This window comes from Paraburkholderia pallida (genome assembly GCF_004524855.1).
GTDB classification, from domain to species: Bacteria; Pseudomonadota; Gammaproteobacteria; order Burkholderiales; family Burkholderiaceae; genus Paraburkholderia; species Paraburkholderia oxyphila.
The window spans coordinates 17,118-37,600 of record NZ_CP038150.1; the positions used below are offsets into that span (position 1 = coordinate 17,118).

19 protein-coding genes and 1 pseudogene are annotated in these 20,483 nt (G+C 59.8%); 10 read left to right on the forward strand and 10 right to left on the reverse strand.

The genetic code is table 11. The annotated features are described in order from the left end of the window. Positions 1-17 precede the first annotated feature (17 nt). From E1956_RS26820 to E1956_RS26840, 5 genes are all read left to right on the forward strand, one after another. Positions 18-482, forward strand: a complete 465-nt coding sequence (locus E1956_RS26820; RefSeq protein ID WP_134754945.1) for a MaoC family dehydratase — start codon at positions 18-20, stop codon at positions 480-482. Positions 483-538: 56 nt separating this feature from the next. Continuing rightward, complete coding sequence (locus tag E1956_RS26825; RefSeq protein ID WP_134754947.1) at positions 539-2,245, forward strand: alpha/beta fold hydrolase; 1,707 nt, start codon at positions 539-541, stop codon at positions 2,243-2,245. Between the two features lie 58 nt (positions 2,246-2,303). After that, complete coding sequence (gene phaP / locus E1956_RS26830) at positions 2,304-2,723, forward strand: phasin family protein (protein ID WP_134754949.1); 420 nt, start codon at positions 2,304-2,306, stop codon at positions 2,721-2,723. A 131-nt stretch (positions 2,724-2,854) separates the two neighbouring features. Then, positions 2,855-3,697, forward strand: coding sequence for a poly(3-hydroxyalkanoate) depolymerase (gene phaZ, locus E1956_RS26835; protein ID WP_197732949.1), 843 nt, complete (start codon positions 2,855-2,857; stop codon positions 3,695-3,697). Next, entirely contained in the window at positions 3,694-4,983 is a 1,290-nt protein-coding gene (locus E1956_RS26840; RefSeq protein ID WP_232072013.1) for a DUF445 domain-containing protein, read from the forward strand. The genes phaZ and E1956_RS26840 overlap by 4 nt, the downstream gene beginning before the upstream one ends. A 483-nt stretch (positions 4,984-5,466) precedes the next feature. Here E1956_RS26840 and E1956_RS26850 read toward each other — a convergent pair whose 3' ends face one another. From E1956_RS26850 to E1956_RS26865, 4 genes and pseudogenes are all read right to left on the reverse strand, one after another. Continuing rightward, positions 5,467-5,856 (reverse strand): VOC family protein, encoded by a 390-nt coding sequence (locus E1956_RS26850; RefSeq protein WP_134754953.1) that lies wholly within the window; start codon positions 5,854-5,856, stop codon positions 5,467-5,469. A gap of 250 nt (positions 5,857-6,106) precedes the next feature. Next, positions 6,107-6,760 carry a hypothetical protein gene (locus E1956_RS26855; protein ID WP_134754955.1) on the reverse strand — a complete coding sequence of 218 codons (654 nt, stop codon included), beginning with the start codon at positions 6,758-6,760 and terminating at the stop codon, positions 6,107-6,109. A gap of 274 nt (positions 6,761-7,034) precedes the next feature. Then, positions 7,035-7,394: pseudogene (locus tag E1956_RS46995) on the reverse strand (site-specific integrase); the annotation flags it as partial. 431 nt (positions 7,395-7,825) lie between these two features. Continuing rightward, complete coding sequence (locus E1956_RS26865; protein WP_134754957.1) at positions 7,826-9,625, reverse strand: FAD-binding protein; 1,800 nt, start codon at positions 9,623-9,625, stop codon at positions 7,826-7,828. Between the two features lie 452 nt (positions 9,626-10,077). On the opposite strand from E1956_RS26865, the gene E1956_RS26870 reads away from it, so the two are divergent. Beyond that, on the forward strand, positions 10,078-11,001 hold the full coding sequence (locus E1956_RS26870) for a recombination-associated protein RdgC (protein ID WP_134754959.1): 924 nt from the start codon (positions 10,078-10,080) through the stop codon (positions 10,999-11,001). Positions 11,002-11,488: 487 nt separating this feature from the next. On the opposite strand, the gene E1956_RS26875 is transcribed toward E1956_RS26870, so the two are convergent. Together E1956_RS26875 and E1956_RS26880 are read right to left on the reverse strand one after the other, a co-directional pair. Continuing rightward, entirely contained in the window at positions 11,489-12,448 is a 960-nt protein-coding gene (locus E1956_RS26875) for a hypothetical protein (protein ID WP_134754961.1), read from the reverse strand. Positions 12,449-12,819: 371 nt separating this feature from the next. Further along, positions 12,820-13,785, reverse strand: a complete 966-nt coding sequence (locus E1956_RS26880) for a DMT family transporter (protein ID WP_418789310.1) — start codon at positions 13,783-13,785, stop codon at positions 12,820-12,822. A 114-nt stretch (positions 13,786-13,899) separates the two neighbouring features. Between E1956_RS26880 and E1956_RS26885 the strand changes: the two genes are divergently transcribed. Both E1956_RS26885 and E1956_RS26890 read left to right on the forward strand, forming a co-directional pair. After that, positions 13,900-14,625, forward strand: a complete 726-nt coding sequence (locus E1956_RS26885; RefSeq protein ID WP_134754963.1) for an AraC family transcriptional regulator — start codon at positions 13,900-13,902, stop codon at positions 14,623-14,625. Between the two features lie 138 nt (positions 14,626-14,763). Then, the gene (locus tag E1956_RS26890) at positions 14,764-15,333 is read left to right on the forward strand and encodes a YdeI/OmpD-associated family protein (protein WP_134754965.1); all 570 of its coding nucleotides are present in this window, start codon (positions 14,764-14,766) and stop codon (positions 15,331-15,333) included. Positions 15,334-15,482: 149 nt separating this feature from the next. Here E1956_RS26890 and E1956_RS26895 read toward each other — a convergent pair whose 3' ends face one another. Together E1956_RS26895 and E1956_RS26900 are read right to left on the reverse strand one after the other, a co-directional pair. After that, positions 15,483-15,821, reverse strand: coding sequence for an antibiotic biosynthesis monooxygenase family protein (locus tag E1956_RS26895; protein WP_134754967.1), 339 nt, complete (start codon positions 15,819-15,821; stop codon positions 15,483-15,485). Between the two features lie 47 nt (positions 15,822-15,868). Next, positions 15,869-16,498 carry a LysE family translocator gene (locus E1956_RS26900; protein WP_134754969.1) on the reverse strand — a complete coding sequence of 210 codons (630 nt, stop codon included), beginning with the start codon at positions 16,496-16,498 and terminating at the stop codon, positions 15,869-15,871. Between the two features lie 82 nt (positions 16,499-16,580). On the opposite strand from E1956_RS26900, the gene E1956_RS26905 reads away from it, so the two are divergent. Then, positions 16,581-17,909: an aminotransferase-like domain-containing protein gene (locus tag E1956_RS26905; RefSeq protein WP_134754971.1), complete on the forward strand. Its 1,329-nt coding sequence runs from the start codon at positions 16,581-16,583 to the stop codon at positions 17,907-17,909. A gap of 7 nt (positions 17,910-17,916) precedes the next feature. On the opposite strand, the gene E1956_RS26910 is transcribed toward E1956_RS26905, so the two are convergent. Then, complete coding sequence (locus E1956_RS26910) at positions 17,917-18,369, reverse strand: monooxygenase family protein (protein ID WP_134754973.1); 453 nt, start codon at positions 18,367-18,369, stop codon at positions 17,917-17,919. Positions 18,370-18,429: 60 nt separating this feature from the next. Between E1956_RS26910 and E1956_RS26915 the strand changes: the two genes are divergently transcribed. Beyond that, complete coding sequence (locus tag E1956_RS26915) at positions 18,430-18,993, forward strand: TetR/AcrR family transcriptional regulator (protein WP_134754975.1); 564 nt, start codon at positions 18,430-18,432, stop codon at positions 18,991-18,993. Positions 18,994-19,020: 27 nt separating this feature from the next. Here E1956_RS26915 and E1956_RS26920 read toward each other — a convergent pair whose 3' ends face one another. Continuing rightward, positions 19,021-20,394 carry an alkaline phosphatase family protein gene (locus E1956_RS26920; RefSeq protein ID WP_418789311.1) on the reverse strand — a complete coding sequence of 458 codons (1,374 nt, stop codon included), beginning with the start codon at positions 20,392-20,394 and terminating at the stop codon, positions 19,021-19,023. Positions 20,395-20,483 lie beyond the last annotated feature (89 nt).

Below are 20,483 nucleotides of genomic sequence, written 5' to 3' on the forward strand. Positions count from 1 at the left end.
TGAGCGAGTCAGGAGCCATGAGTATGGAGAACTACAGCATCGGCACGCTCGGCGATTTCGTGGGCCGGGAACTCGGAGTGTCGGACTGGGTGGTCGTGGATCAGGCGCGCATTGATGCGTTTGCCGCCTGCACCGGCGACCGGCAATGGATTCATGTCGATGTCGAGCGCGCACGACGCGAGAGCCCTTTTGGCGGCACCATCGCGCACGGCTATCTGAGCTTGTCGCTGCTCGCGAGCCTTGCGATGGAAATCGGCATCGTCCCCAAGGACGCTTCGGCGGGACTGAACTATGGCCTCGACAAGGTCCGCTTCATGACGCCGGTGAAGGCGGGCGCGCGCGTGCGTAACCGCGTCACGCTCGCGTCGGTGGAGAACAAGGGCGGTGGACGCATTCTGATCAACACGACGAATACGCTGGAGATCGAAGGCGAGGACAAGCCCGCCTTGATCGCCCAGACGCTCGCGATGCTGATCGCGTGACCCCATATCTGCGTACCCGGTCGTACGAAGCGGAAGACATACTCGAGGAGCACCCCATGGCAGTCGTCACAGAAAACCCCCGGCAAAGCGAGAGCGCGAATGCGTTTGCCGCTTCGGTCGAGCAAGCGCTTCCGGGCCCGAACCCATTCGTTGGCCTGCGGCCCTGCGATGTGCTGGCCACCGTGCAGCAGATTGGCGCCCAGGCGATGCGTCAGCCCGCGCTCGTGATGGAGCAGGAAATGACGCTCGCCCGCGACATGCTGGGCATCGTCACGGGGCACGCGAAAAGCGCGCCGCCGCAAGGCGACAAGCGCTTCGCCGATACGGCGTGGCAGCAGAACCCGATCTATAGCATGACGATGCGTGGCTATCTCGCGTGGCGCGATTCGATCGCCGGCTTCGTCGAGCGCTCGGGACTCGACGCGAACACGAAGGAACGCGCGAAGTTCGTGGCGTCGCTCTTCACCGATGCGGCCTCGCCCACCAATACGCTGCTCGGCAATCCGGCCGCATTGAAGAAGGTCGTGGATTCGGGCGGCATGAGCCTGCTCGATGGCTTGAACAATGCGGTCAACGACCTGCTCAAGAATCAGGGCATGCCGGCGCAGGTGAACAAGACGGCGTTCGAAGTAGGCAAGAACCTGGGCACGTCCAAGGGGGCGGTGGTCTTTCGCAATGAATTGCTCGAGCTGATTCAATATTCGCCGGCAACCACCGAGGTCTATAGCCGGCCCCAGCTGATCGTGCCGCCGCAGATCAACAAGTTCTATGTGTTCGATCTGGCCGAGGGCAAGAGCATCGTCGACTATCTGGTCCAGAACGAGCTCCAGACCTTCGTCGTGAGCTGGCGCAATCCGACTAGCGCGCACAGCCATTGGGATCTCGACACCTATGTGAGCGCGCTCATGGAAGCGATCGCGGCCGTGCGCGAGATCACCGGCAGCGAGGACGTCAACGTGCACGGCGCCTGCTCCGGAGCGATGACGATTTCCGCGCTGCTCGGGCATCTCGCGAGCCGTGGCGACAAGACGGTGAACGCGACCACGCTGATGGTGGCCGTGCTCGACAATTCCGCCGACTCGCAGCTTGGCCTCTTCGCCACGCCCGAAGCCGTGGCGGCGGCCAAGCAGCACAGCATCGCACGCGGCGTGCTGGCGGGCGAGGAGATGGGCCGCATCTTCGCGTGGATGCGCCCCAACGACCTGGTCTGGAATTACTGGGTCAACAACTACCTGATGGGCAACGCGCCGCCCGCTTTCGACGTGCTTTACTGGAACAACGACACGACCCGGCTGCCGGCGAAATTCCATGGGCAATTGCTCGATATTTTCACCGAGAACCTGTTCAGCCGGCCGGGCGCGTTGACAGTGCTGGGAACGCCGGTCGACCTCTCGCAAGTCACGTGCGACAAGTACGTGGTGGCGGGCATCACCGACCACATCACGCCATGGAAGGGCGTGTATGGCACGGCGCGCCAGTTTGGCGGCAATACGCGCTTCGTGCTGAGCTCGAGCGGCCATATCCAGAGCCTCATCAATCCGCCGGGCAATCCCAAGGCGAAGTACTTCCTCAATCCCGCGCTGCCCGCGGATGCCGATGCATGGCTGAGCGCCGCGCAAACGGAGAAAGACTCGTGGTGGGCCAACTGGCGCGACTGGCTGGTGGAGCGCTCGGGCGCCAGGCGCGCAGCGCCGGCCGCACCGGGCAGCGAGCGACATCCGGCGCTTGCCGATGCGCCCGGAACGTACGTTCTGGAAGCGTGACGGGCTCTCAGCGCCGAACGCGAACTTTTATCTTTTACTTTCAATCAGGAGATCCAACATGGTATCGACGAACCCCAGCGGCATCTTTGCCGAATACACGAAACTCATCACGCAGTTCAAGCTTCCGGGCGTGGACGTTGCGGCATTTCTCGAATCGCGCCGTAAGGACGTCGAGGCGCTCACCGAGGCCAACATGACCGCGCTCGCGGGCGTGCAGCAAGTCAGCCAGAAGCAGGTGGACATCTTCCGCGCGAAGATGGGCGAGCTGCAATCGCTGGTCTCGCGGCTGACGAAGCCGGAGAGCGTTGGCCTGAGCGCTGGCGAAGACGTGAAGAATGCGCTGCAAAAGGCCTTCATCGACATGCAGGAGCTGGCGGACGCGGCGTATCGCGCCCAGACCGACAGCATTGCGGTCGTGACGAAGCGCTTTGCCGAGCATGTCGAGGAAGTCAAGGTGCTCGTGCAAGTCAAGAAATGATCTTGCGGGCCCGCCGAGCTGCCGCAGTGGCGGGCCATCACGTGACATGGCGTGCCACTACGTGCTCATCGCGTGCCCGCCACGTGCGATTACCTACCATCACATAATGTCCTGGCAGGGGAAACGACCGGATGAACGACATACAAACAAGCCCGGAGGCGGTCGAAGTCATGCAAATCCAGACGCTCGATCTGGACGGCCAGTTGCTGCGCGTCGGGGTCCGCCGCGGCCGTGACGATGGCGTGCCGCTGCTGTTATTCAATGGCATCGGCGCGAATCTCGAACTGGTCGAGCCTTTCGTCGCCGCGCTCGAGGACGTGACCGTGATCGTCTTCGATGTGCCTGGCGTCGGCGGCTCGCCCGCGCCGCTGATTCCCTACCGCTTCTCGACGCTCGCGGTGCTCTCCGAGAAGCTGCTGACGCGGCTCGGCTACGCAGGGCCGGTCGACGTGCTCGGCGTATCGTGGGGCGGTGCGCTCGCGCAGCAGTTCGCGCATCTTTACCCGCGTCGCTGCCGCAAGCTGATTCTCGCGGCCACCTCGCCGGGCGTGATCATGGTGCCGGCGCGGCTGTCCGTGCTGGCGAAGCTGGTCGGCCCGCGCCGCTATACCGATCCGGCGTATCTGAAGGAGGTTGGCGCCGAGATATACGGCGGCGCCTACCGGCGCGACGCCACGCTACTCGACGAGCACAGCCGCCACATTCAGGCGCCGCGCGGCCGCGGCTATCTTTACCAGCTGCTGGCGGCATCGGGGTGGACGAGCCTGCCTTGGCTCGGCGCGCTGCGCCAGCCGACGCTCGTCATGCACGGCAACGACGATCCCATCGTGCCGCTCACGAACGCGAAGATTCTTGCCGCGCGGATACCCAAAGCGACGCTGCATGTGATCGACGATGGCCACCTGTTCCTCATCACGCGCGCGCGGGAAGTTGCGCCGCTGGTGAAGCGGTTTCTCGGGCAGGAGACGAGTTGAGCGCGGTAGCCAACGAGAAGGAGCCGCTCGCTGGCGCGAAGGCCGGCGCGGCGGCTGACGACAAGCTCACCCGGCTCAAGCGCATGCGCGCGACGGCTACCGCTTTGCTGGGGGCGATGATCGTGCTGTTGTTCGCGTGTGTCGTCTGGCAGGCGGCCTATCCATGGCTCGCGTGGCCGCGCGCGTTCGCGGAAGCGGGCACGGTAGGGGCCATTGCGGACTGGTATGCGGTGGTGGCGCTATTTCGGCATCCTATGGGTCTGCCGATTCCACACACGGCCATTGTGCCCAATAACCAGGCGCGCATTGGCGAGAGTCTGGGCAGCTTCGTGGAAGAGAATTTTCTGGCACCAGAGCTGGTCGTGGGGCGCTTGAGCGAATACAACGCCGCGCACGCGCTGGCGACGTGGCTGGCAGACAGGGAAAACAGTGCGGCGATTGCGGGTCTGGTGGCCGATTCACTGCCGCGCCTGCTCGAACGCCTTGACGATGCGGATATCGAAGCGCTATTCGACCGGTTCGTGTTCGCGCAGGCACGCACGCTCGATGTGTCCCGCCTCGCCGGCCAGGTCCTCGACATGCTGACCGGGGACGATCGCCATCAGCCGCTGCTGGACCGCGGGCTGAGCGCCATGAAGACATGGTTGACGGATAACGTCGATCTCATCAAGGCAAAATTCAGCGAAGCGTCGCGATTCACGCCTGCGCTGCTCGATGCTTATATCGTCAACAAGTTCATCGAAGGCATCGTCGCGCTGATTCATGAAGCGGCGGACAATCCCGATCATGAGTTGCGCGAGCAGTTCGATGAGGCCGTGCGCGCACTATCGCTCGATTTGCAAACCGCGCCCGCGTATCGGAGATTCGGCAGACTGCTGTTGCGCGATGGCATCCGGCATTTCAAGGCGGGCGGCTATAGCCGCGTCGTGATCGATCGCGTGCGATTGCTCGTGGTTGCGGATGCGCAGAGTGAGCAACCGGTTATGCGCGGCGTGATCGCCGGTGCGTTGGTGTCTTTGGGAGAAGCCATCGAAAGCACGCCCACGATGCAAAAGAAGCTGAACGCGTGGTGGCTCGATCTCGCGCGGGCGCTGCTTGCACGCTATCGCAATCGGCTGTCACTCATGATTGCCGATGTCGTGAAAGGCTGGAACGCGCAAGAGGTGAGCGGCAAGTTCGAAGCGGAAATCGGCCGCGATCTGCAGTTCATCCGGATCAACGGGACGTTCGTGGGTGGGTTTGTGGGTGTGCTTATACACACCTGCGTGTTTGCGCTTGGGCGGTAGCGCCGGGGCTTTTAGCGAAAGGTCTGCCGCTGCACTCCGGACTGAGCCGGGTGAGGGGGGACTTCTGCACGCACATTTGAAGTCTCACAGCCGAGCTTTCCGTAAAGATCATCAAAGTTATGGATGAGCCAGGGCGCGTCACCCGACGGGGTCGATAGCAAACACACCCTTGGACGCGTCTTACCCGTAAGGTCGCGAATATAGCCCGCCGCGATGGCTTCAGATTCGCCTGTACTGAATCCGCCAATGGCAAGAATTCGTCTCATCTCAGCCAGTTCCCTATAATTTGGTCCGATTTTGGTGTCGCGTCACCGGCTGTTGAAGATTTGGGAAACATTGTCGAGTAATCGAAAATAGCCGGACTCCGCCCCCAACGCTTTACCCTCCGCAGTCGCAAGTTTTGCGAATCGACTCAAGAGGCATAAAGCGACCCATGAGAGACAATCGGACCGCCCGAAAGCAAACACTTGCTTGATGTCTTCGTCAGGAACTCCACATTGCATTTTGCAAAACGACTCGGTAGCCGTCAGGATCCTCGAACGTCCGGCCCGAAACGTCCCAATAAGGATTGAGCGACCTTACGCATACAAATCCGTTTTCGACAAGGCGATCACACGTTGATTGCCACTCCTGTCTATTCGGGATGTAAAACACCAGCAAGTCCTCACTCGTTGGACTTGGCACCACCGGATGTTCGCGGCAGTGGGTGAACTCGAAGTGATAGTCCATACCAGGACTTCCGAGCATCACGCCGTCGAATCCCTGATGATCCTGAAATCTTGCCAGTAAGGTCAGATTGAGCCCTGCGCGGTACATGCGCTCAGTACGTGCAAGATTGCTAACGGGCCTGGCGATTCTAAGATGCGTCTGCATGAAAAGGCGTTGTGGCAATCGTTGTCAAAGGCGTCCAACCATCTCTTTCGCAAGCTACGCCGAGCGATTATTGTCACCCATTTTAGTCGGCTTATCGAGTGGCCGAAACTGGCCGTTCAGCGCCCGACGACTGAACGCAATGATCGTTTCGGGCGTGCGCGCGATGCAAATGGCATGAGACGACCGGGAGCGGCCGGTCGACCCGTTGCAACATGTAGAGCGGGTTTCAAGGTACAACGGACATTCGCTTCTAACGCCCGCTCCAGGCCGAGTCTTCTTCAAACGTGACCATGATTCCGCCTCCGGCATTTATATGAATAATTTTTTCAATGGCTTCCTTCAAACCGGTTGCTGCCCGCGCCATGTAAGCGGGTGTTAGCCCTTCGTAGTCGGTTAGGTAGGAAACAACTTCTTCTTCGGAGAATTGAACCTGGTCGAGTGTCTCCAGATTCTTGACCAAATTGGTGAGATTTTCCTTCCGACCGTCCCACCGGGTGTTGCGATTCATATGAATTGACTCATTGGCGGTTGCCTTGGACGGTCCGTTATCGTCGATCACAAGTTGGCATTTTCGTCGCCGAACGGTCAAATGGAGAAGCCGCAAGTTGATCCTAAAATCGACACTTCCTTGGAGTAAGTTCCCGGTATCGATACCAAAGTTGATGTGCGCAGCCAATAGTCCGAGCTTGTCGTGCAGTTCAACACTCCAATTTCCCTTGTCTCTTTTCCGAAGAAAAATTGGCATTGCTTTCGAGATCGTAAACGGCCCGATGACACCGTCGGAGCCTTCAGTCGGAAATCGATATCCGTCATATATCAGGCCGTCGAGGATATTACGCAGAAATAAGGCCTTGTTTTTTCCTTTGCTCAATTCAATCAGATCGACAGCTGCGCTTTTTCCCATCGCCAATGCTCCCGAAATTAACCACCCGTGGAAAGGTTGCCTTCTGACCTCTGCCAGAAGTCCGGCTCGACAGTGTTTTTTTGTGTCGATATTGCACCGGTGCGACTGCACGGTCAACACCCATTCCCGTGCCCGTCGCGATGCACCGGGAATACATTGGAATGCAGACTAATCGGGATGGGGTGAATCGGCGGCATGCTATCGGAATTACCTCTCGCAGAGCCCAGTTCCGGACGGGCGGCCGCGGCGCGCTCTGTGGAGTGATCGGGTTCAATAGATAGTCGGTAGACTTCAATCCCCGCGCCCGAATCCATGCCTCAAGGCTCTGACGAGTCTGCTCCGTGATCTCGCACTGAACCGGCCGTTGCGCCTTCTGCTGCATTACCATTGCCCACGATCGGGCGTGGGCGCCTTGACGGACGTCTTGCACCTGCAGTCGGGTCAGGTCGGAAGTCCAAAGTTTGCTATCAATCGCGAGATTGAATATAGCCAGCTCGCGAATGTTCGAAGACATCTGGAGTCGGGTGCGAATCGCCCAGATATCCGGAAGCTTCAACGGCGGCTTCTGACCAATTAGTTTGCCCTTGTTCCACGGCACGCGGTTGCCTGCGCGGCCATTCTGCGTTTCCGTGATGATCTCCTTCCAGTTGAAGGGAGATCCAGTGTGTTGTCTCGCTGTGGAAGCAGTGATCGCTACTCGATTTGCCTTGGTCATGTAGCGAGCAGCACCGTCATCGAACTGGGAAGATAGGCAGGTCGAACGATGCGGTAGTCTATGCATTACTCGAAATCGACAGACAGACCTCGGCTTGAGAAGTGCGATTGTATTGACCGGATGACTGCATTATTCAATTCGTCATCCTCAATTTTCATTTGACTACTGCCTTCGACAAGACCGGTGCAGTCGCCGCGCCGTCTTGGACCACTGTAGCTGCGACTCGGACGTAGCAGAGGGATGTAATGTCGAAAGCAGCGCAGCTACATGGTGGGTCGGTGGGGTCATATCGACCCTTCCCGGTCTTTCGACAATCGGCCGGCTCGACGTCCTTTTCTGAAGTATCCCGGTCACTCACACGGTGGCATCGCAGGCCGACCATCGGCGATGGCTGAGTGGAAAAGCGTACATTCTGATTGCGCCGATGCAACTACAGGCGTGCGGGACGAGGCGCCTGCTGCAATCGCTCGCGCGGCGCGGCGACCCGAAAAGACGCAATCGGCATAGGACAGCCCGCTGACATAGAGATGGGAGCAAAGGCCAATCGCAGTACGGCCAGCGGCATAGCGCCCGTCAATGCCGGTCCCGTCGGCGCGCCGCACCTCGCCGGTTGCTTCATCCACGCGCAGTCCGCCCACGGTCATGCAGGCGAGTGGAAAGGTGCTGCTGTCGGCCGACGCGTCGATGGCCCAACATGGGCCATCCTCGATCACGGCCATGTCGCTGGGCATTTTCGCGAAAATATCCGGCGTTTCGCCGCGCGCGGCGGCATTGTTGGCGGCGACGGTTGCGCGGAAGGCATCGCGGTCGAAGCCCATGCGGTCCGCCATCGCATCGAGACTGGGCGCCTTTTTCGACGCGAACAACACGTTGAGCAGGGTGATGTCGCGCTGGAATGCCAGCGTCTCCGGTCCGAATGCCTGACGCAGTGCATCCTTGCGCAGCTTGGCGTCGAGGATGATGTATGCCCGCCCGCCATTGCGTTCGACCAGCGCGTCGCCGATCGTCGCGCCATAGAGCGTCTCGTTGACGAAGCGTTCGCCGCGCGCGTTGACCATGATCGCGCGCGACCAGGCGACGGGCGGGTTGATCATGCGCCATGCCGACACGCGCTCCATAAGATCCGCATGCGCGCCCACTGACACGCCTAGCATGATGCCGCTGCCCGTGTCGCCCAGCGTTCCGTTGGGCATCGACGCTGTGTATTTGGGCGCGAAATGCCGGACCATCGGATTGTTGAGGATGAAGCCACCGGCGCTCAGCACAACGCCGCGACGGGCGCGCACCCATTCGGACACGCGCGATGTCGCTTCGATGCGCATGGCCTTGGCCAGATAGCGGGCGCCGATGCCATAGCTGATCTGCGAGCCGAAAAAGGTCGGCGGCAACATGGCCATCCACCCGTTCGCGCGCGCAATCGCGCGTTCGAACGCAGCGGCGGCGGCAGGATCGGCGATCCGTTCCACGCGGACCCCGATCACCCGTCCATCGGTATCGACCGCCAGTTGTCGCGCTTCGGCAAAGCGGCGGAAATCGAGTCCTTTCGCAATTGCAGCTGCGCGCAACGGATTGTAGATCGCAGCGCCCAGACCCCACGCTTTGTTGCCGTTGCGCATCACCCCGCGATGGCCGCGGGCCGCAGGCCGAGCCACGCTCCGATGGGGTTCGGCCAGCGTACTGTCAGGATGGTAGAGGAACTTGTCGAGCGGCGGATAGCTGGTCTTCTTGCGATAGATGCTCGGTTCGAACGGCACGCCGTGCGCCATCATCCAGTCGATATCGGCCGCGCTGTTTTCGCAAAAGGCCCTGAGTGTATCGTCAGCGATCACGTCGCCGGTTTCCATCTTGAGATAGGCGAACATATTGGCGGGATCATCGTCTTCGCCCGCCGCCTTCTGGATCGCAGTGCCGCCGCCCGCATAGAATACGCCGCCATTTGCCGCCGACGATCCGCCACCTGCATAGCGGTCGAGCGCAATGATGCTCATGCCGCGTTCGCACCCTTCGAGCGCTGCTGCGACTCCGGCGCCGCCCAGCCCGACGACGACCATGTCTGCGGCGGCTGCCCAGGCGAAATTGTCAGGATCAGAGACCGTCAACGGCACGTCGATCGAAAGCCCCCAGTCGTTGATCGCTTGCATTTCGCTCATACCTTCCCGATGCCTCCAAAAATCTGAAAACACTAACGTCAGCTGAAGCCGGCAGAATTTGACTCGACTGACAACGTCCGATGATTTCTCGTTCTGACTTGCGGCTCTCTTTTTCCTTGCAAGCGGCTTTTGGCCGGTCAAGATGGCCCGCCGGACCTCAAGACGGGATGCGTCAAGGGACGAAACGGACAGCAATGCCCTGGATACTGTCCGTCGGGACGAGTATCGGCTGATACACCCAAGCAGTTCCTCGTCCGGATGGACGATGCTCAACTGTTCGTCGCTTGATCGACGGATGAGCGTTCGAGAACCGCCAAAATTGTCCTGGCATGAAGGTCCGGTGCTTGAACGAGGCGGCCGCTCGAATGGCAAGCTAGCCGGGCTGGCGTATGACGCTTCCTGGCCGGGAAGCATCACCGTCATTTAGAATAGTGCACTTTGCCCGTACTCCCATGTGGTTCAAAAATCTTCAGCTTCATCGTCTTCCGGCACCTTGGGCCGTTACCCCCGATCAAATGGAAAAATGGCTGGCGCCCCACGCGTTTCAGCCGGGCAGCAGCGTCGAGATGCAGAGCTTCGGATGGGCATCGCCGCGCGACGACGGCTCGCTCGTGTATTCGACCAACCGGCAGATGCTTCTCGTGTTTCGTGCCGAAAAGAGGCTGCTCCCGGCGTCGGTCGTCAATCAGGTGACCAAGGCCCGGGCGCTTGAAGTCGAGGAGCAGCAGGGCTTCAAGCTGGGGCGAAAACAACTGCGCGAACTCAAGGAGCAAGTTACCGATGAACTGCTGCCGCGCGCGTTCACCATTCGGCGCGATACCCGCGTTTGGATCGATACGGCGAATGGCTGGCTCGTCATCGATGCGGCTGCGCAGGCGCTTGCCGACGACGTTCGCGGCCTGCTCGTGAAATCGATCGATCAGTTGCCGCTCGCCGGCGTTCGCGTGGCGCTTTCGCCGGTCGCCGCGATGACGGATTGGCTGTTGTCCGGCGAAGCGCCGGGTGGATTCACCGTGGACCAGGACGCCGAGTTGCGCTCGAGCGGCGAAGGCGGCGCCACGGTGCGATACGTCGGCCACGCGCTCGAAGCGAACGACATGCGCCGGCACATCGAAGCCGGCAAACAATGCATGCGCCTCGCGATGACCTGGGACGACCGGATCTCCTTCGTACTGACGCCGTCGCTGACCATCAAGCGTGTCACACCGCTCGACGTGATCAAGGAGGCGGCGGATCCCACCGCGCAAAACGACGACGAACGCTTCGAGTCCGATGTCACGCTGATGACGGGTGAATTGGGGCGGATGTTGACCAATCTTGTCGATATCCTGGGCGGCGATCAACACGACGCGACACGTCAGGCGGCGGCAGCCTGAACCTGGTGGGCGAGGATCATTGCCCCGCGCCGGTGCGGTATCGCGCCGGCGCAACAACTCGAGGTGGACCGTCGCGCCCAGGCGGCAGCGGGTCGCGACTGGACGCTCGCGACCCTTCTCAGCCCCTCGACGACTGCATGTTCCGCTGTCTCTTACCGGAGTCCAACGGCCGTTCGCTCACGGGCGAGCGTCTGCCGTTTGTCGGCCTAAGCGAACGTGCAATAGTTGTCTTGCTGATAACCGCAATTGGGCACGAATCAGCCGTTGCGGAGGGCACCCCAAGAAAATTCTCGGCAAGGTCCGATATCACCGCTAGGCGGAAGCAGCGCCATTGACAGAAATTGAAGTTGGGATGCAGTTAACGGATGCTTTTATGATATTTCGAAAAACCATGCATTTTTCTGCATCGCCAGGAAGTGAATTTTAATGAAAATAATAAATAAATTAATTGAATTCATTCCATCAAAAATAATACTGCAATATCTATTTAAACGCCTACCGCAAGCGCATGAATAAATTGCTTCACATTCGCTGCATTTTTCTGAGAAAGATTTGGATTGGTGATATAAGTCATGCCTCGCGTTGAGATGGGCATCACTTGGTCTCGATATTCAAAAATAAAGGTGTTGATTGACTGAAGGAGAATTGCCATTGTGCCATTTCCAAATTTATACGAAAATCCGAGCTCTTCGTGCAATATCGACTCGATTTCAAAAGTAGAGTATAAGCCGACTATTTTTGAGAAATTCTTATCGAGCAATATGTGCTCAACCAAGTTTCCAGAGATAAGTTTCTTAGCCTCAAGTTTTGCGTAGCTCTCGACGAATTTGTGGAGCGTAAATTCTACGAAATCTTCTATTTTTTTGCGCGGGATTAAATTTGACAAATCCACCGCAACAAATCCGAATTTTGCTTGCCCATTTGCAATGCGGGTTGCGATTTGACTATCGGCTTTACTTATATTTTCGACTATTCCAGATTGACTGTGAATGTATTTGCATTCAACTGCAAGGACTTCGTCAACAATGATATCGCATTCGCCTGCCAAGTTTATTTTTACCTTCTCATTACCTTTCTGTAGCGCCCGCAAAAATCTACATGCCATAGAGAATTCAAAGAAGAAATCATTATATTTTTCATTGCTTTCTGTTTCTGGATTTGCGGTGCCCTCGAGAAGTTTAAATAAATCCAACTCGTTGTAGTCAACATCTCTAGAGAATATTTCATTTATAGAGTTGTATTTCGTGGTGATTTCAATGATTTTGGCAAGGGTTTCTTTTTTTAAATTGTTTAAATTATTTAAATCTTTCTTTATTTTTCCTAGTTTCGTGCTTGAAATTTTGGTTCGTGGCCTTACTTTTTCTGATAATTTTGAAAAATTATCAAGCAATAGTTCGAATGCGATTTTAACGTCTTCAATATCGTGGTTGGTTCTTACTTCACTCATATTTATCCTCGCGTTGGCCACCAAAAGAGAGCCATTTCATCAAACGTCCGCTCATTTTTCGAGCACGACAGGAGTCGCATTCTATACCTTATATTAATCGCGTTGTTCGTTGCTAATCCACTTTAGTCATTTACCCGTATCAGGTCGGATGTCCGTTACGGCCGATAGCAGCCATCGACTTCGGGAACTTCAGTGACGGCTTCCGGTGTGCTACCGACGCTCGAATGTCCAAATGCGTCAACGAGTGAACGTCGCTTCCTGGCCGACTACCGCCCGACACGATCAGCCATAGTCGACCCTTTTGAGCCATCCAGCACGTTAGATCGGAAGGGCATGTTCGATGCCAGGGAGCGGACGCATCCTCGACACGCTCATCGTTCCGCCGACCCTCGCATCGCTGCGTGTGCTGTCTCGGTCAGTAATGGCCGACGCAGCGTCTGCGCCAGCATCACGCCAATGAGCGCCGCCCCGCCTCCAAGCAAGTGGTAAACGTGAAGCCGTTCACCAAACCATCCGACGGCAATCGCCGCCGTTGCAACCGGCAGCAAGTTCATAAACATGCTGCAATGATTCGGGCCGAGATGCTTGATCCCCTGCATCCAGAAAAACGGCAAGACGACCGATGCGAGTGTTCCCGCGTAGACGATCAACGGCAAACTCGCCCGGCTCGGCATTGCCGCATGCGCCGGCAGCCGTAGTTCAAGAAACAGCATAAAGACCCATGCGGCGATGGCCTGAAGGTAGGTCGACTGCCACGACGGCAAGCCAACGTGCCAGCGGCGCACCAGAATGCCATACAGCGCATAGGCAAGCGCCGCGAGCAGCATCAGCAGATCGCCAGCATGCACGCCGCCGGCCAGAAGGGTGCCCGGGTTCCCCGAACTGATCAGATAGACCAGGCCACCGAATGACAAGATGCCGCCAAACAACATCCCGACGGTTGGCACCTCGCGCAGTAGCGGAACAGAAAGGAGCATCGTCAGCAAGGGCACGAGCGAAGTCATGATCGCCATGTTCGTTGCGGTGGTGGTCTTCGCTGCCTCATAGGACAGGCACTGAAACAGCGCCATTGCGAGAAAGCCGAGGAAAGCGAGCTTCGGGAGTTGCGCCCGGATAGCAGCGCGATTTCGCCATGCGGGTTTCAGGACGAACAAGGTCATCAGTGCAACCGCAAGTACGAGGCGCCAGAACGTGATGGCCGTGGGGTCGATCGTATGCGCGGACAGCTTCGATACCATCACATTGCCAGCCCAAAGCAATATCGCGGTGAGCGGGAACAGGAAGTAAAGACCCGGCATGACGGAGTGCTCCTTGAAAAATAAACGAAGCCCGATCATGCCCCCGCGTGCGGCGTCCGTCTCACGCTAAAATGACCGGACCTATCGTAAAAATGTCAGGTCATGGTTACGCGTCCGCCGCATGACATCCACGTCCCTTTCGAATCTACGCCGATGCCCGTCGCGGCGCTGGCCGCCGACTATCCGCACGGTGCCTTTGTGGCCATGCACAGGCATCGTCGCGCGCAATTGCTGTATGCGGTTGAAGGCGTGATGTTGATCGAGGCGCAGGCGGGGCGCTGGGTCGTGCCGCCCACGCGCGCCGTGTGGCTGGATGCAGGACTGGACCATACCGTCCGCATGAGCGGCAACGTCAAGATGCGCACGGTATTCGTCGAGCCCGGTACGGTCGATCATTTGCCGGGCGGCAATTGCGTGGTAGAGGTTCATCCGCTGCTGCGCGAACTGATCCTCGCCGCCGTCGATGTGCCGCTCGACTACGCTCGCGGCAGCCGGCATGAACTGTTGATGCAACTGCTGCTCGCCGAGTTGGCAGCGATTCCCCGGCTACCGCTGTATCTCGCATGGCCGGCGAACGCGAAACTCCGCACGATATGTGACGCGATCATGGCCTCCCCGGATCAGCGCCATGCCGTCGCGGATTGGGCTGGGGTACTAGGCATCGCTGAAAAGACCTTGCACCGGATGTTTCATCGCGAAACAGGGATGACATTCGGCCGCTGGCGCCAACACGCGCGACTGTTCATGGCACTGGAGCAACTGGCTCACGGAGAGAAAATCGTCGATGTCGCGCTCGAACATGGATATACGAGTCAGAGCGCGTTTGCGGCGATGTTCAAACGACACTTTGGCGTTGCGCCTTCCGCGTTTTATCGCTAATCGTTTCAACCCGCAACGAGCGGATTTACACGAATTGTCGATAAATCGGGTATTCCCAAATTCGCGCAATTCGGTAATCTGCGAGGTTGCTGTGAACGAAACAGCCTCGCTGCCTGAATGCAGCCATTCGGATCCTCCATGACTGAGCCTCGTCTGACATTCCTTGACCAGAATGAATGGGAAAGCTGGTTGACGCAAAACGGCGGCACTTCGACCGGGATATGGTTGCGCCTGGCCAAAAAGGGCGCCGGGAAGCGAACCTTGACTTACGAACAGGCGCTGGAAAGCGCCCTTTGTCATGGCTGGATCGACGGTCAAAAACAGGCTGAGAGTGAAGAATACTGGTTGCAACGCTTCACTCGCCGCTCCGCGAAAAGTATCTGGTCCGTGCTCAACAAAGACCGGGCCGAAGCGCTGATCGCCGCAGGCAGGATGCTTCCATCGGGCATGCGAGAAGTCGAGAAAGCCAAAGAGGATGGCCGCTGGCAGGCGGCCTATACGTCCGCCAGCAACTCGGTCGTGCCGGACGACCTGCAGGCCGCACTGGATGCCAATCCCAAGGCCAGTGCATTTTTTGCGACGCTGAACGGCCGAAATCGCTACGCCATCCTGTTTCGAATACAGAATGCCAAAAAGCCCGCAACACGGGTGCGCAAGATCGAGGAGTTCATCGGCATGCTGAATCGCGGCGAAACCATTCATCCCTAGACCCGCACTACCTGATGCGGTCGACCGAAGGTTGGCTCCCCAGTCAGTCAACCCGTCCGAACAAGCCCGCCCGCTTCGGCCGCACATACATGACTCAAGGACGCACGCTCGTGGGCCGAAAGCGGACCGTCGCTGCAACGAGACAGGGATCAACGGATATTCGGCCGCCTCGAGTCGGGCACGAAGTGCTCAAACGTCCCATCTCCATACGCTCGCTCCACTTTCGATATCACGACGTGGTATCCGCCGTACCATTTCCGGAACTGTCGCTTGGCGTCCAGATGCTGTGGCGCCGTGGCAAACGCCTTGAGCGATGCTTCGTCTCGCCAGTAATAACTGGCGTTCACCAACCGTCCGTCGGCTGACCGCCAGGATTCCGCGCCGACAAAGCCGGGCAGGCTGGTCGCCACTTCATCGATGATGGCGCTCAGGCGGTGAAACTCTTCGTCGGCCTCGCCCGGCTTGTAGATAAAGGCTGCGATGTACATTCACGGTTCTCCATGCGATGGGGGTGGGCGCCGCTTCGTCTGGCGACTCAGAGGGGGCGGGACATCACGGCCAGCCGAACCGCCAGCAGCACCAGCAATGCCGCCAGGCCGCGGGACTGGAGCCTGGCCGCTCCGGAGTGGCGGGCCAGGAAGCGGGACACCGAGCCGCCAACCGCACCTAGCAGCATGTGAAATACCGTGGCGATAGCGGTCAGGGTACAGCCGAGCAGGGCCAGTTGCTGCCCGACCGGGCCTTTGCCAGGATCGGCGAATTGCGGCAGAAAGACCATGAAGAACAGCAATGCCTTCGGATTCAACAGGCTGTTCAGCGCGCCGCGCACGAAGACCGATCGCAGCGTCGTCTGGGACGCGGTCAGTTGCTCCAGCTCGCCTGGCCGGCGCATGGCCTTGTAGGCCATCCACAGCAGGTAAGCCGCACCGGCGTAGCGGATCAGGTCGAACGACGGGGGCCATGCCGCGACCACGGCGGTCACGCCGGTCGCCGTCAGCGCGGTGAGGATCAGGTCGGCCAGGCCAATGCCTAGCGCCGCCGCCGCGCCGCCGCCAGGCCCATAGGCCATGCCATGCGCCATCACGAAAGCCATGTTCGGGCCAGGCGACAGCAAGAGCGCCATCACGGCGGCCGCGAAGACCAATAAGGTGGATGTGTCGATCATGGCGGGAGGCGTTTGCGTTGATGGAGGCCGCAGAGTAATCTTTGTCGGCGATACAAACAAAGAATTGTTCTAGATACATGCCATGGGTGAGCCCCGGTACAAATCCATCGTCGACGATCTGGCCTCCCGCATTCGCGCGGGCGCGCTGCCGCCCGGCACGCGGCTGCCCACTATCCGTTCGCTGATGAAGCTGCACGGCGTTGCCCTCGCCACCGCCTCGCGCGCGTATGGCGAGCTTGAAGCCATCGGGCTGGTGGTCGGTGAAGTGGGGAGGGGCACGTTCGTGCGCGATACCTCGCTGCCGCGCGGGCTGGGGCTGGAGCAGAATCCGGCGCCGTCCGGCGCAATCGACCTGACCTTCAACTACCCGTCGTTGCCGGGTCAGGTCGAGTTGCTGCGGACCGGGTTGCGCAATCTTGCGGCCTCCGGCGATCTCGATGCGCTGCTGCATTCCGCACCGCAAGGCGGCCGCAGTCACGAACGGCAGACGATTGCCAGGCATTTGCGCAATCGCGGCATTCGGGTGCCCGGTGCACAGGTCCTGATCGTCAACGGTGCGCAACAGGGACTGGCCGTGACCGTCATGGGGCTGCTCCAGCCCGGCGACATCCTGGCGATTGACGCGTTGACCTACCCCGGCATGAAAGCGATGGCGCAGTTGCAGCGGCTCGACCTCGCGCCGCTGCCGTCGCGCGAGGGGGGCGGTCTGGATCTGGACCGGCTCGACGCACTGTGCCGCAAACGCCCCGTACGCGCCCTCTATGCGATGCCGACGCTGCACAATCCGCTCGGCTGGGTGATGAGCGAGCCGGACCGGATTCGCCTCGCTGAACTCGCTGAGCGGCATGATTTTCTCGTCATCGAGGACGGCGCCTACGCGTTCCTTGCCGAGCCTGCACCCAAGCCTGTCTTCACGCACGCCCCCGACCGGACCATCTACGTATCGGGGTTGTCAAAGAGCGTGGCATCGGGATTGAGGGTGGGGTTCGTGGCGGCGCCGGAGCGCCTGATGCCGGCGCTCGAGCGGGCGATCCGCGTGTCGACATGGAATACGCCGTCGCTCACCGTCGCCTTGGCGTGCCAGTGGATCGAAGGCGGGATCGTCGATACGCTCGAAGACCGAAAGCGCAAGGATGCGCGGCGCAGGCAGGCGCTGGCACGCCGCATCTTGCGCGGCGCATCGATCGTCGCGCACCCCAGGTCTTATTACCTTTGGCTCGAGCTGCCCGACGACCTGCGCGCCGACCGTGTCGCGGCCGAGCTGGAGCGTGACGGCGTTCTGGTGACGACGGCCGAGCCGTTCTCGACCATGCCGAACGCGCCTCATGCACTTCGATTGGCGATCGGCTCGCTTTCGCTCGATGCGCTCGCCGATGCCTTGCATAAAGTCGGCCGGGCGGTGATCGGCTGAAGCAGGTCTAACCCGCCGCCATCCGCCGCCGCGCGCTCATAAACGAGCCGGTCGGCTTGCGCTCCGGCGCAAAGCGGTCGAAGCCCACCGGGCCGGGCATGTCGATATAGACCGCTTCCATTCCTTGCCGGCTATAGCTTTCATGCCAGAAGCCCGCGCCGCCGCTGTCGCGCAGGAAGTCGCGCCACCAGCGCGAATGTGGCTCGCTGCGGGTAAAAGCTTCGAGGCTTTCGAGGTCGCGCCAATACTGGCGGATGCCGATATGGTTAAGGGCGAAGAGGAATTGCTCGCTCGACAGCAATCCGGGTGGCGGGTCCAGCTCGATCTGCCGCAGGCCTTTGCCGATGCCGAGCAAGGCGGCGATCCCTCGCAAGCGGCGGACGCGAAAGCCCAAAATGATGACCACGAGATTCGGAAAAGTGCTGAGGTCGACGGATCGTCGGATAACGGAGGCTTGCATGGCGGCTCCTTGCTGTTTACGCTGTAAGCGTAGACCCTTTTGATTACAGTGTAAACAGCGATGAGCGATTCCGTATTGTCCCTTCATGACCGGCTGGTCGATTGCGCGCTGGCCTTGCTCGAACAGGATGAAAGCGATGTGAGCCTGCGTGCGGTTGCGCGGGCGGCGGGTGTTTCGGCGATGGCGCCCTATCGCCATTTCGAAGACAAGGCGGCGCTGATGGGCGCCGTCGCGCTCAAGGGCTTTGCCATGCTGGAGGCCGACGCCGCACGGGCCGACGAGGCGGACGATCCGGGCGAAGCGCTGACCGCGCAGGGCTTGGCCTATGTGGGTTTCGCCCGCGCGCATCCCGCGCTGTTCCGGCTGATGTTCGCGGCCGGGGCGGGCCTCGATCTGCCGCATGAGGATTGCCAGGGCGCTTATGGGTTGATGGCGCGGCGCGTGGCGGAACTGGCTCCGGACCGGGCCGCGGCGGGGGCGCTAGCCTGTTGGGGGCTGGTGCACGGGTTGGCGACGTTGGCGCTCGACGGGCGCATTCCGGCCGATCCGGGCGGTGAGAGGGCGGCGATCGCCTTGTTGGCGCAAGCGCTGAAGGCGGCGCCGCCTGATCTCAGCCGTTCCTGATGCGGCTCGCGTGGCCGACGCGATCGATCAGAACGGGAACATTCCCGCCGCGCCCTCGTTTCGTTTCCCCGGCACCGCCAGCTTGACGGACGGGAACTGGAAAGCGCCGAACAGGTCGCCTATAGCGGGCGCATTGGTGGGAACGTAGGGGTTGGAGGAAAGCTGGACCGGGTTGGGAAGATTGTCACGACTGCGCGACGTAATCGGTTCCAGCGACCAGTTGTGCTCGATGAATTTAACCAGCGACACGTGATCCGAGTAGTCGTGAACCACGCGGCCACCGCGCGAGTAGGGCGACACGACGATGAGCGGAATGCGTGGCCCATCCCCGAAAAAGTCGAGCGGTTGGATATAGCCGGAATCATAGTAGCCGCCTCCCTCATCGGTCGTAATGAAGATTGCGGTGGATGCCCACAATGCCGGGTTCGCCTGAACCGAGTCGATGATCTTGCGCACGAACCCTTCATAGAGATCGAACTTCGAAGAGGACGGGTGCCCGTCCAGCAGGCCTCCGGGCTTCACGAAGGAGACGGCGGGCAACGTGCCGTTTGCGATATCCGAATACAGGTTTGTCGTGTCTTGTAGATGCGCGGCTACCAGTGGCGGACTGGTCATGATCGCCGTTTCATAGAGAAACGGATTGCAGATGTTGCAGTAGACACTCGTTGCAGGCGTGGTCACGAATGTCTTCCAGCCTTCGCCATAGTATTTCCATGAGATGTTTCGTTCGAGCAAGGTGTCGCCGATCGTGCGCACCGGCGAAGGCGGAATGGTGAAGGTACTCGTGTTGACGGTGCCGTCACCGTTGTAGCCAGGGTTGTAGTTATTCAGCAGATAGTACGTGCTGGGCGCGCAATTAGGATCGGGGTGATACGGCAGGCTGTCGAGGTATTGCCGGATTGCGCTTACGCCGGGCTGCTTCCGATCCGAGCAGTTGCTATACGTTCCGCCCGAGTAGCCGTCCTGCGCATACCAGTTGTTGGTGCCTGGCTGTGGCCGCGGGTTCTCGATCTCGTCTTGCGGCGGTGTTGCGGGATCGCCTTTGCTGTCTGTGTAATAGAGCGCATCGGCCGTTCCGATCATGATGCTGTTCGCCCCCGTGCCTCCCATCACCGGCTGGTGATAGTTGTCGCTGATCGTGTAATGGCGTGCGAGCTCCGTGAAGTAGGGCATGTCGCCGCTGTTGACGTTATAGAACCCGAGGGCCGTTGCGCCTTCGTTGGTCGTCTCGTCGGTGAAATTGGCCGGCCGTGACTTGCCGTTCGAGCCGGCGCCTATGGTGGCTTCGACCCACGCGAACAGGTCCATCTGGCAGCCGCTCGGATTGCCGGGCGTTGCATGAGCGATATTGCAGTCCGATTGCTGCCAGTTCTGGTAGAAGCGATGCACGGGGCTGTTCATGTACTGGTCGTAGTTCGGCCCAACGCGCGAAATTTGATAAGGACCACTCTGCAAGTTGTAGAGGTTCGCACCGAAACGCGCATCAGGGA

What these genes read in the sequence shown, in the direction of transcription:
- E1956_RS26890 (WP_134754965.1), top strand. Translation starts at nt 14,764, where the DNA reads ATGACTGAGCCTCGTCTGACATTCCTTGACCAGAATGAATGGGAAAGC.
- E1956_RS26870 (WP_134754959.1), top strand. Translation starts at nt 10,078, where the DNA reads ATGTGGTTCAAAAATCTTCAGCTTCATCGTCTTCCGGCACCTTGGGCC.
- E1956_RS26820 (WP_134754945.1), top strand. Translation starts at nt 18, where the DNA reads ATGAGTATGGAGAACTACAGCATCGGCACGCTCGGCGATTTCGTGGGC.
- E1956_RS26865 (WP_134754957.1), bottom strand. Translation starts at nt 9,625, where the DNA reads ATGAGCGAAATGCAAGCGATCAACGACTGGGGGCTTTCGATCGACGTG.
- E1956_RS26825 (WP_134754947.1), top strand. Translation starts at nt 539, where the DNA reads ATGGCAGTCGTCACAGAAAACCCCCGGCAAAGCGAGAGCGCGAATGCG.
- E1956_RS26885 (WP_134754963.1), top strand. Translation starts at nt 13,900, where the DNA reads ATGCCCGTCGCGGCGCTGGCCGCCGACTATCCGCACGGTGCCTTTGTG.
- phaP (WP_134754949.1), top strand. Translation starts at nt 2,304, where the DNA reads ATGGTATCGACGAACCCCAGCGGCATCTTTGCCGAATACACGAAACTC.
- E1956_RS26850 (WP_134754953.1), bottom strand. Translation starts at nt 5,856, where the DNA reads ATGCAGACGCATCTTAGAATCGCCAGGCCCGTTAGCAATCTTGCACGT.
- E1956_RS26915 (WP_134754975.1), top strand. Translation starts at nt 18,430, where the DNA reads ATGAGCGATTCCGTATTGTCCCTTCATGACCGGCTGGTCGATTGCGCG.
- E1956_RS26905 (WP_134754971.1), top strand. Translation starts at nt 16,581, where the DNA reads ATGGGTGAGCCCCGGTACAAATCCATCGTCGACGATCTGGCCTCCCGC.
- E1956_RS26880 (WP_418789310.1), bottom strand. Translation starts at nt 13,785, where the DNA reads ATGATCGGGCTTCGTTTATTTTTCAAGGAGCACTCCGTCATGCCGGGT.
- phaZ (WP_197732949.1), top strand. Translation starts at nt 2,855, where the DNA reads ATGAACGACATACAAACAAGCCCGGAGGCGGTCGAAGTCATGCAAATC.
- E1956_RS26920 (WP_418789311.1), bottom strand. Translation starts at nt 20,394, where the DNA reads ATGAACAGCCCCGTGCATCGCTTCTACCAGAACTGGCAGCAATCGGAC.
- E1956_RS26875 (WP_134754961.1), bottom strand. Translation starts at nt 12,448, where the DNA reads ATGAGTGAAGTAAGAACCAACCACGATATTGAAGACGTTAAAATCGCA.
- E1956_RS26855 (WP_134754955.1), bottom strand. Translation starts at nt 6,760, where the DNA reads ATGGGAAAAAGCGCAGCTGTCGATCTGATTGAATTGAGCAAAGGAAAA.
- E1956_RS26900 (WP_134754969.1), bottom strand. Translation starts at nt 16,498, where the DNA reads ATGATCGACACATCCACCTTATTGGTCTTCGCGGCCGCCGTGATGGCG.
- E1956_RS26910 (WP_134754973.1), bottom strand. Translation starts at nt 18,369, where the DNA reads ATGCAAGCCTCCGTTATCCGACGATCCGTCGACCTCAGCACTTTTCCG.
- E1956_RS26895 (WP_134754967.1), bottom strand. Translation starts at nt 15,821, where the DNA reads ATGTACATCGCAGCCTTTATCTACAAGCCGGGCGAGGCCGACGAAGAG.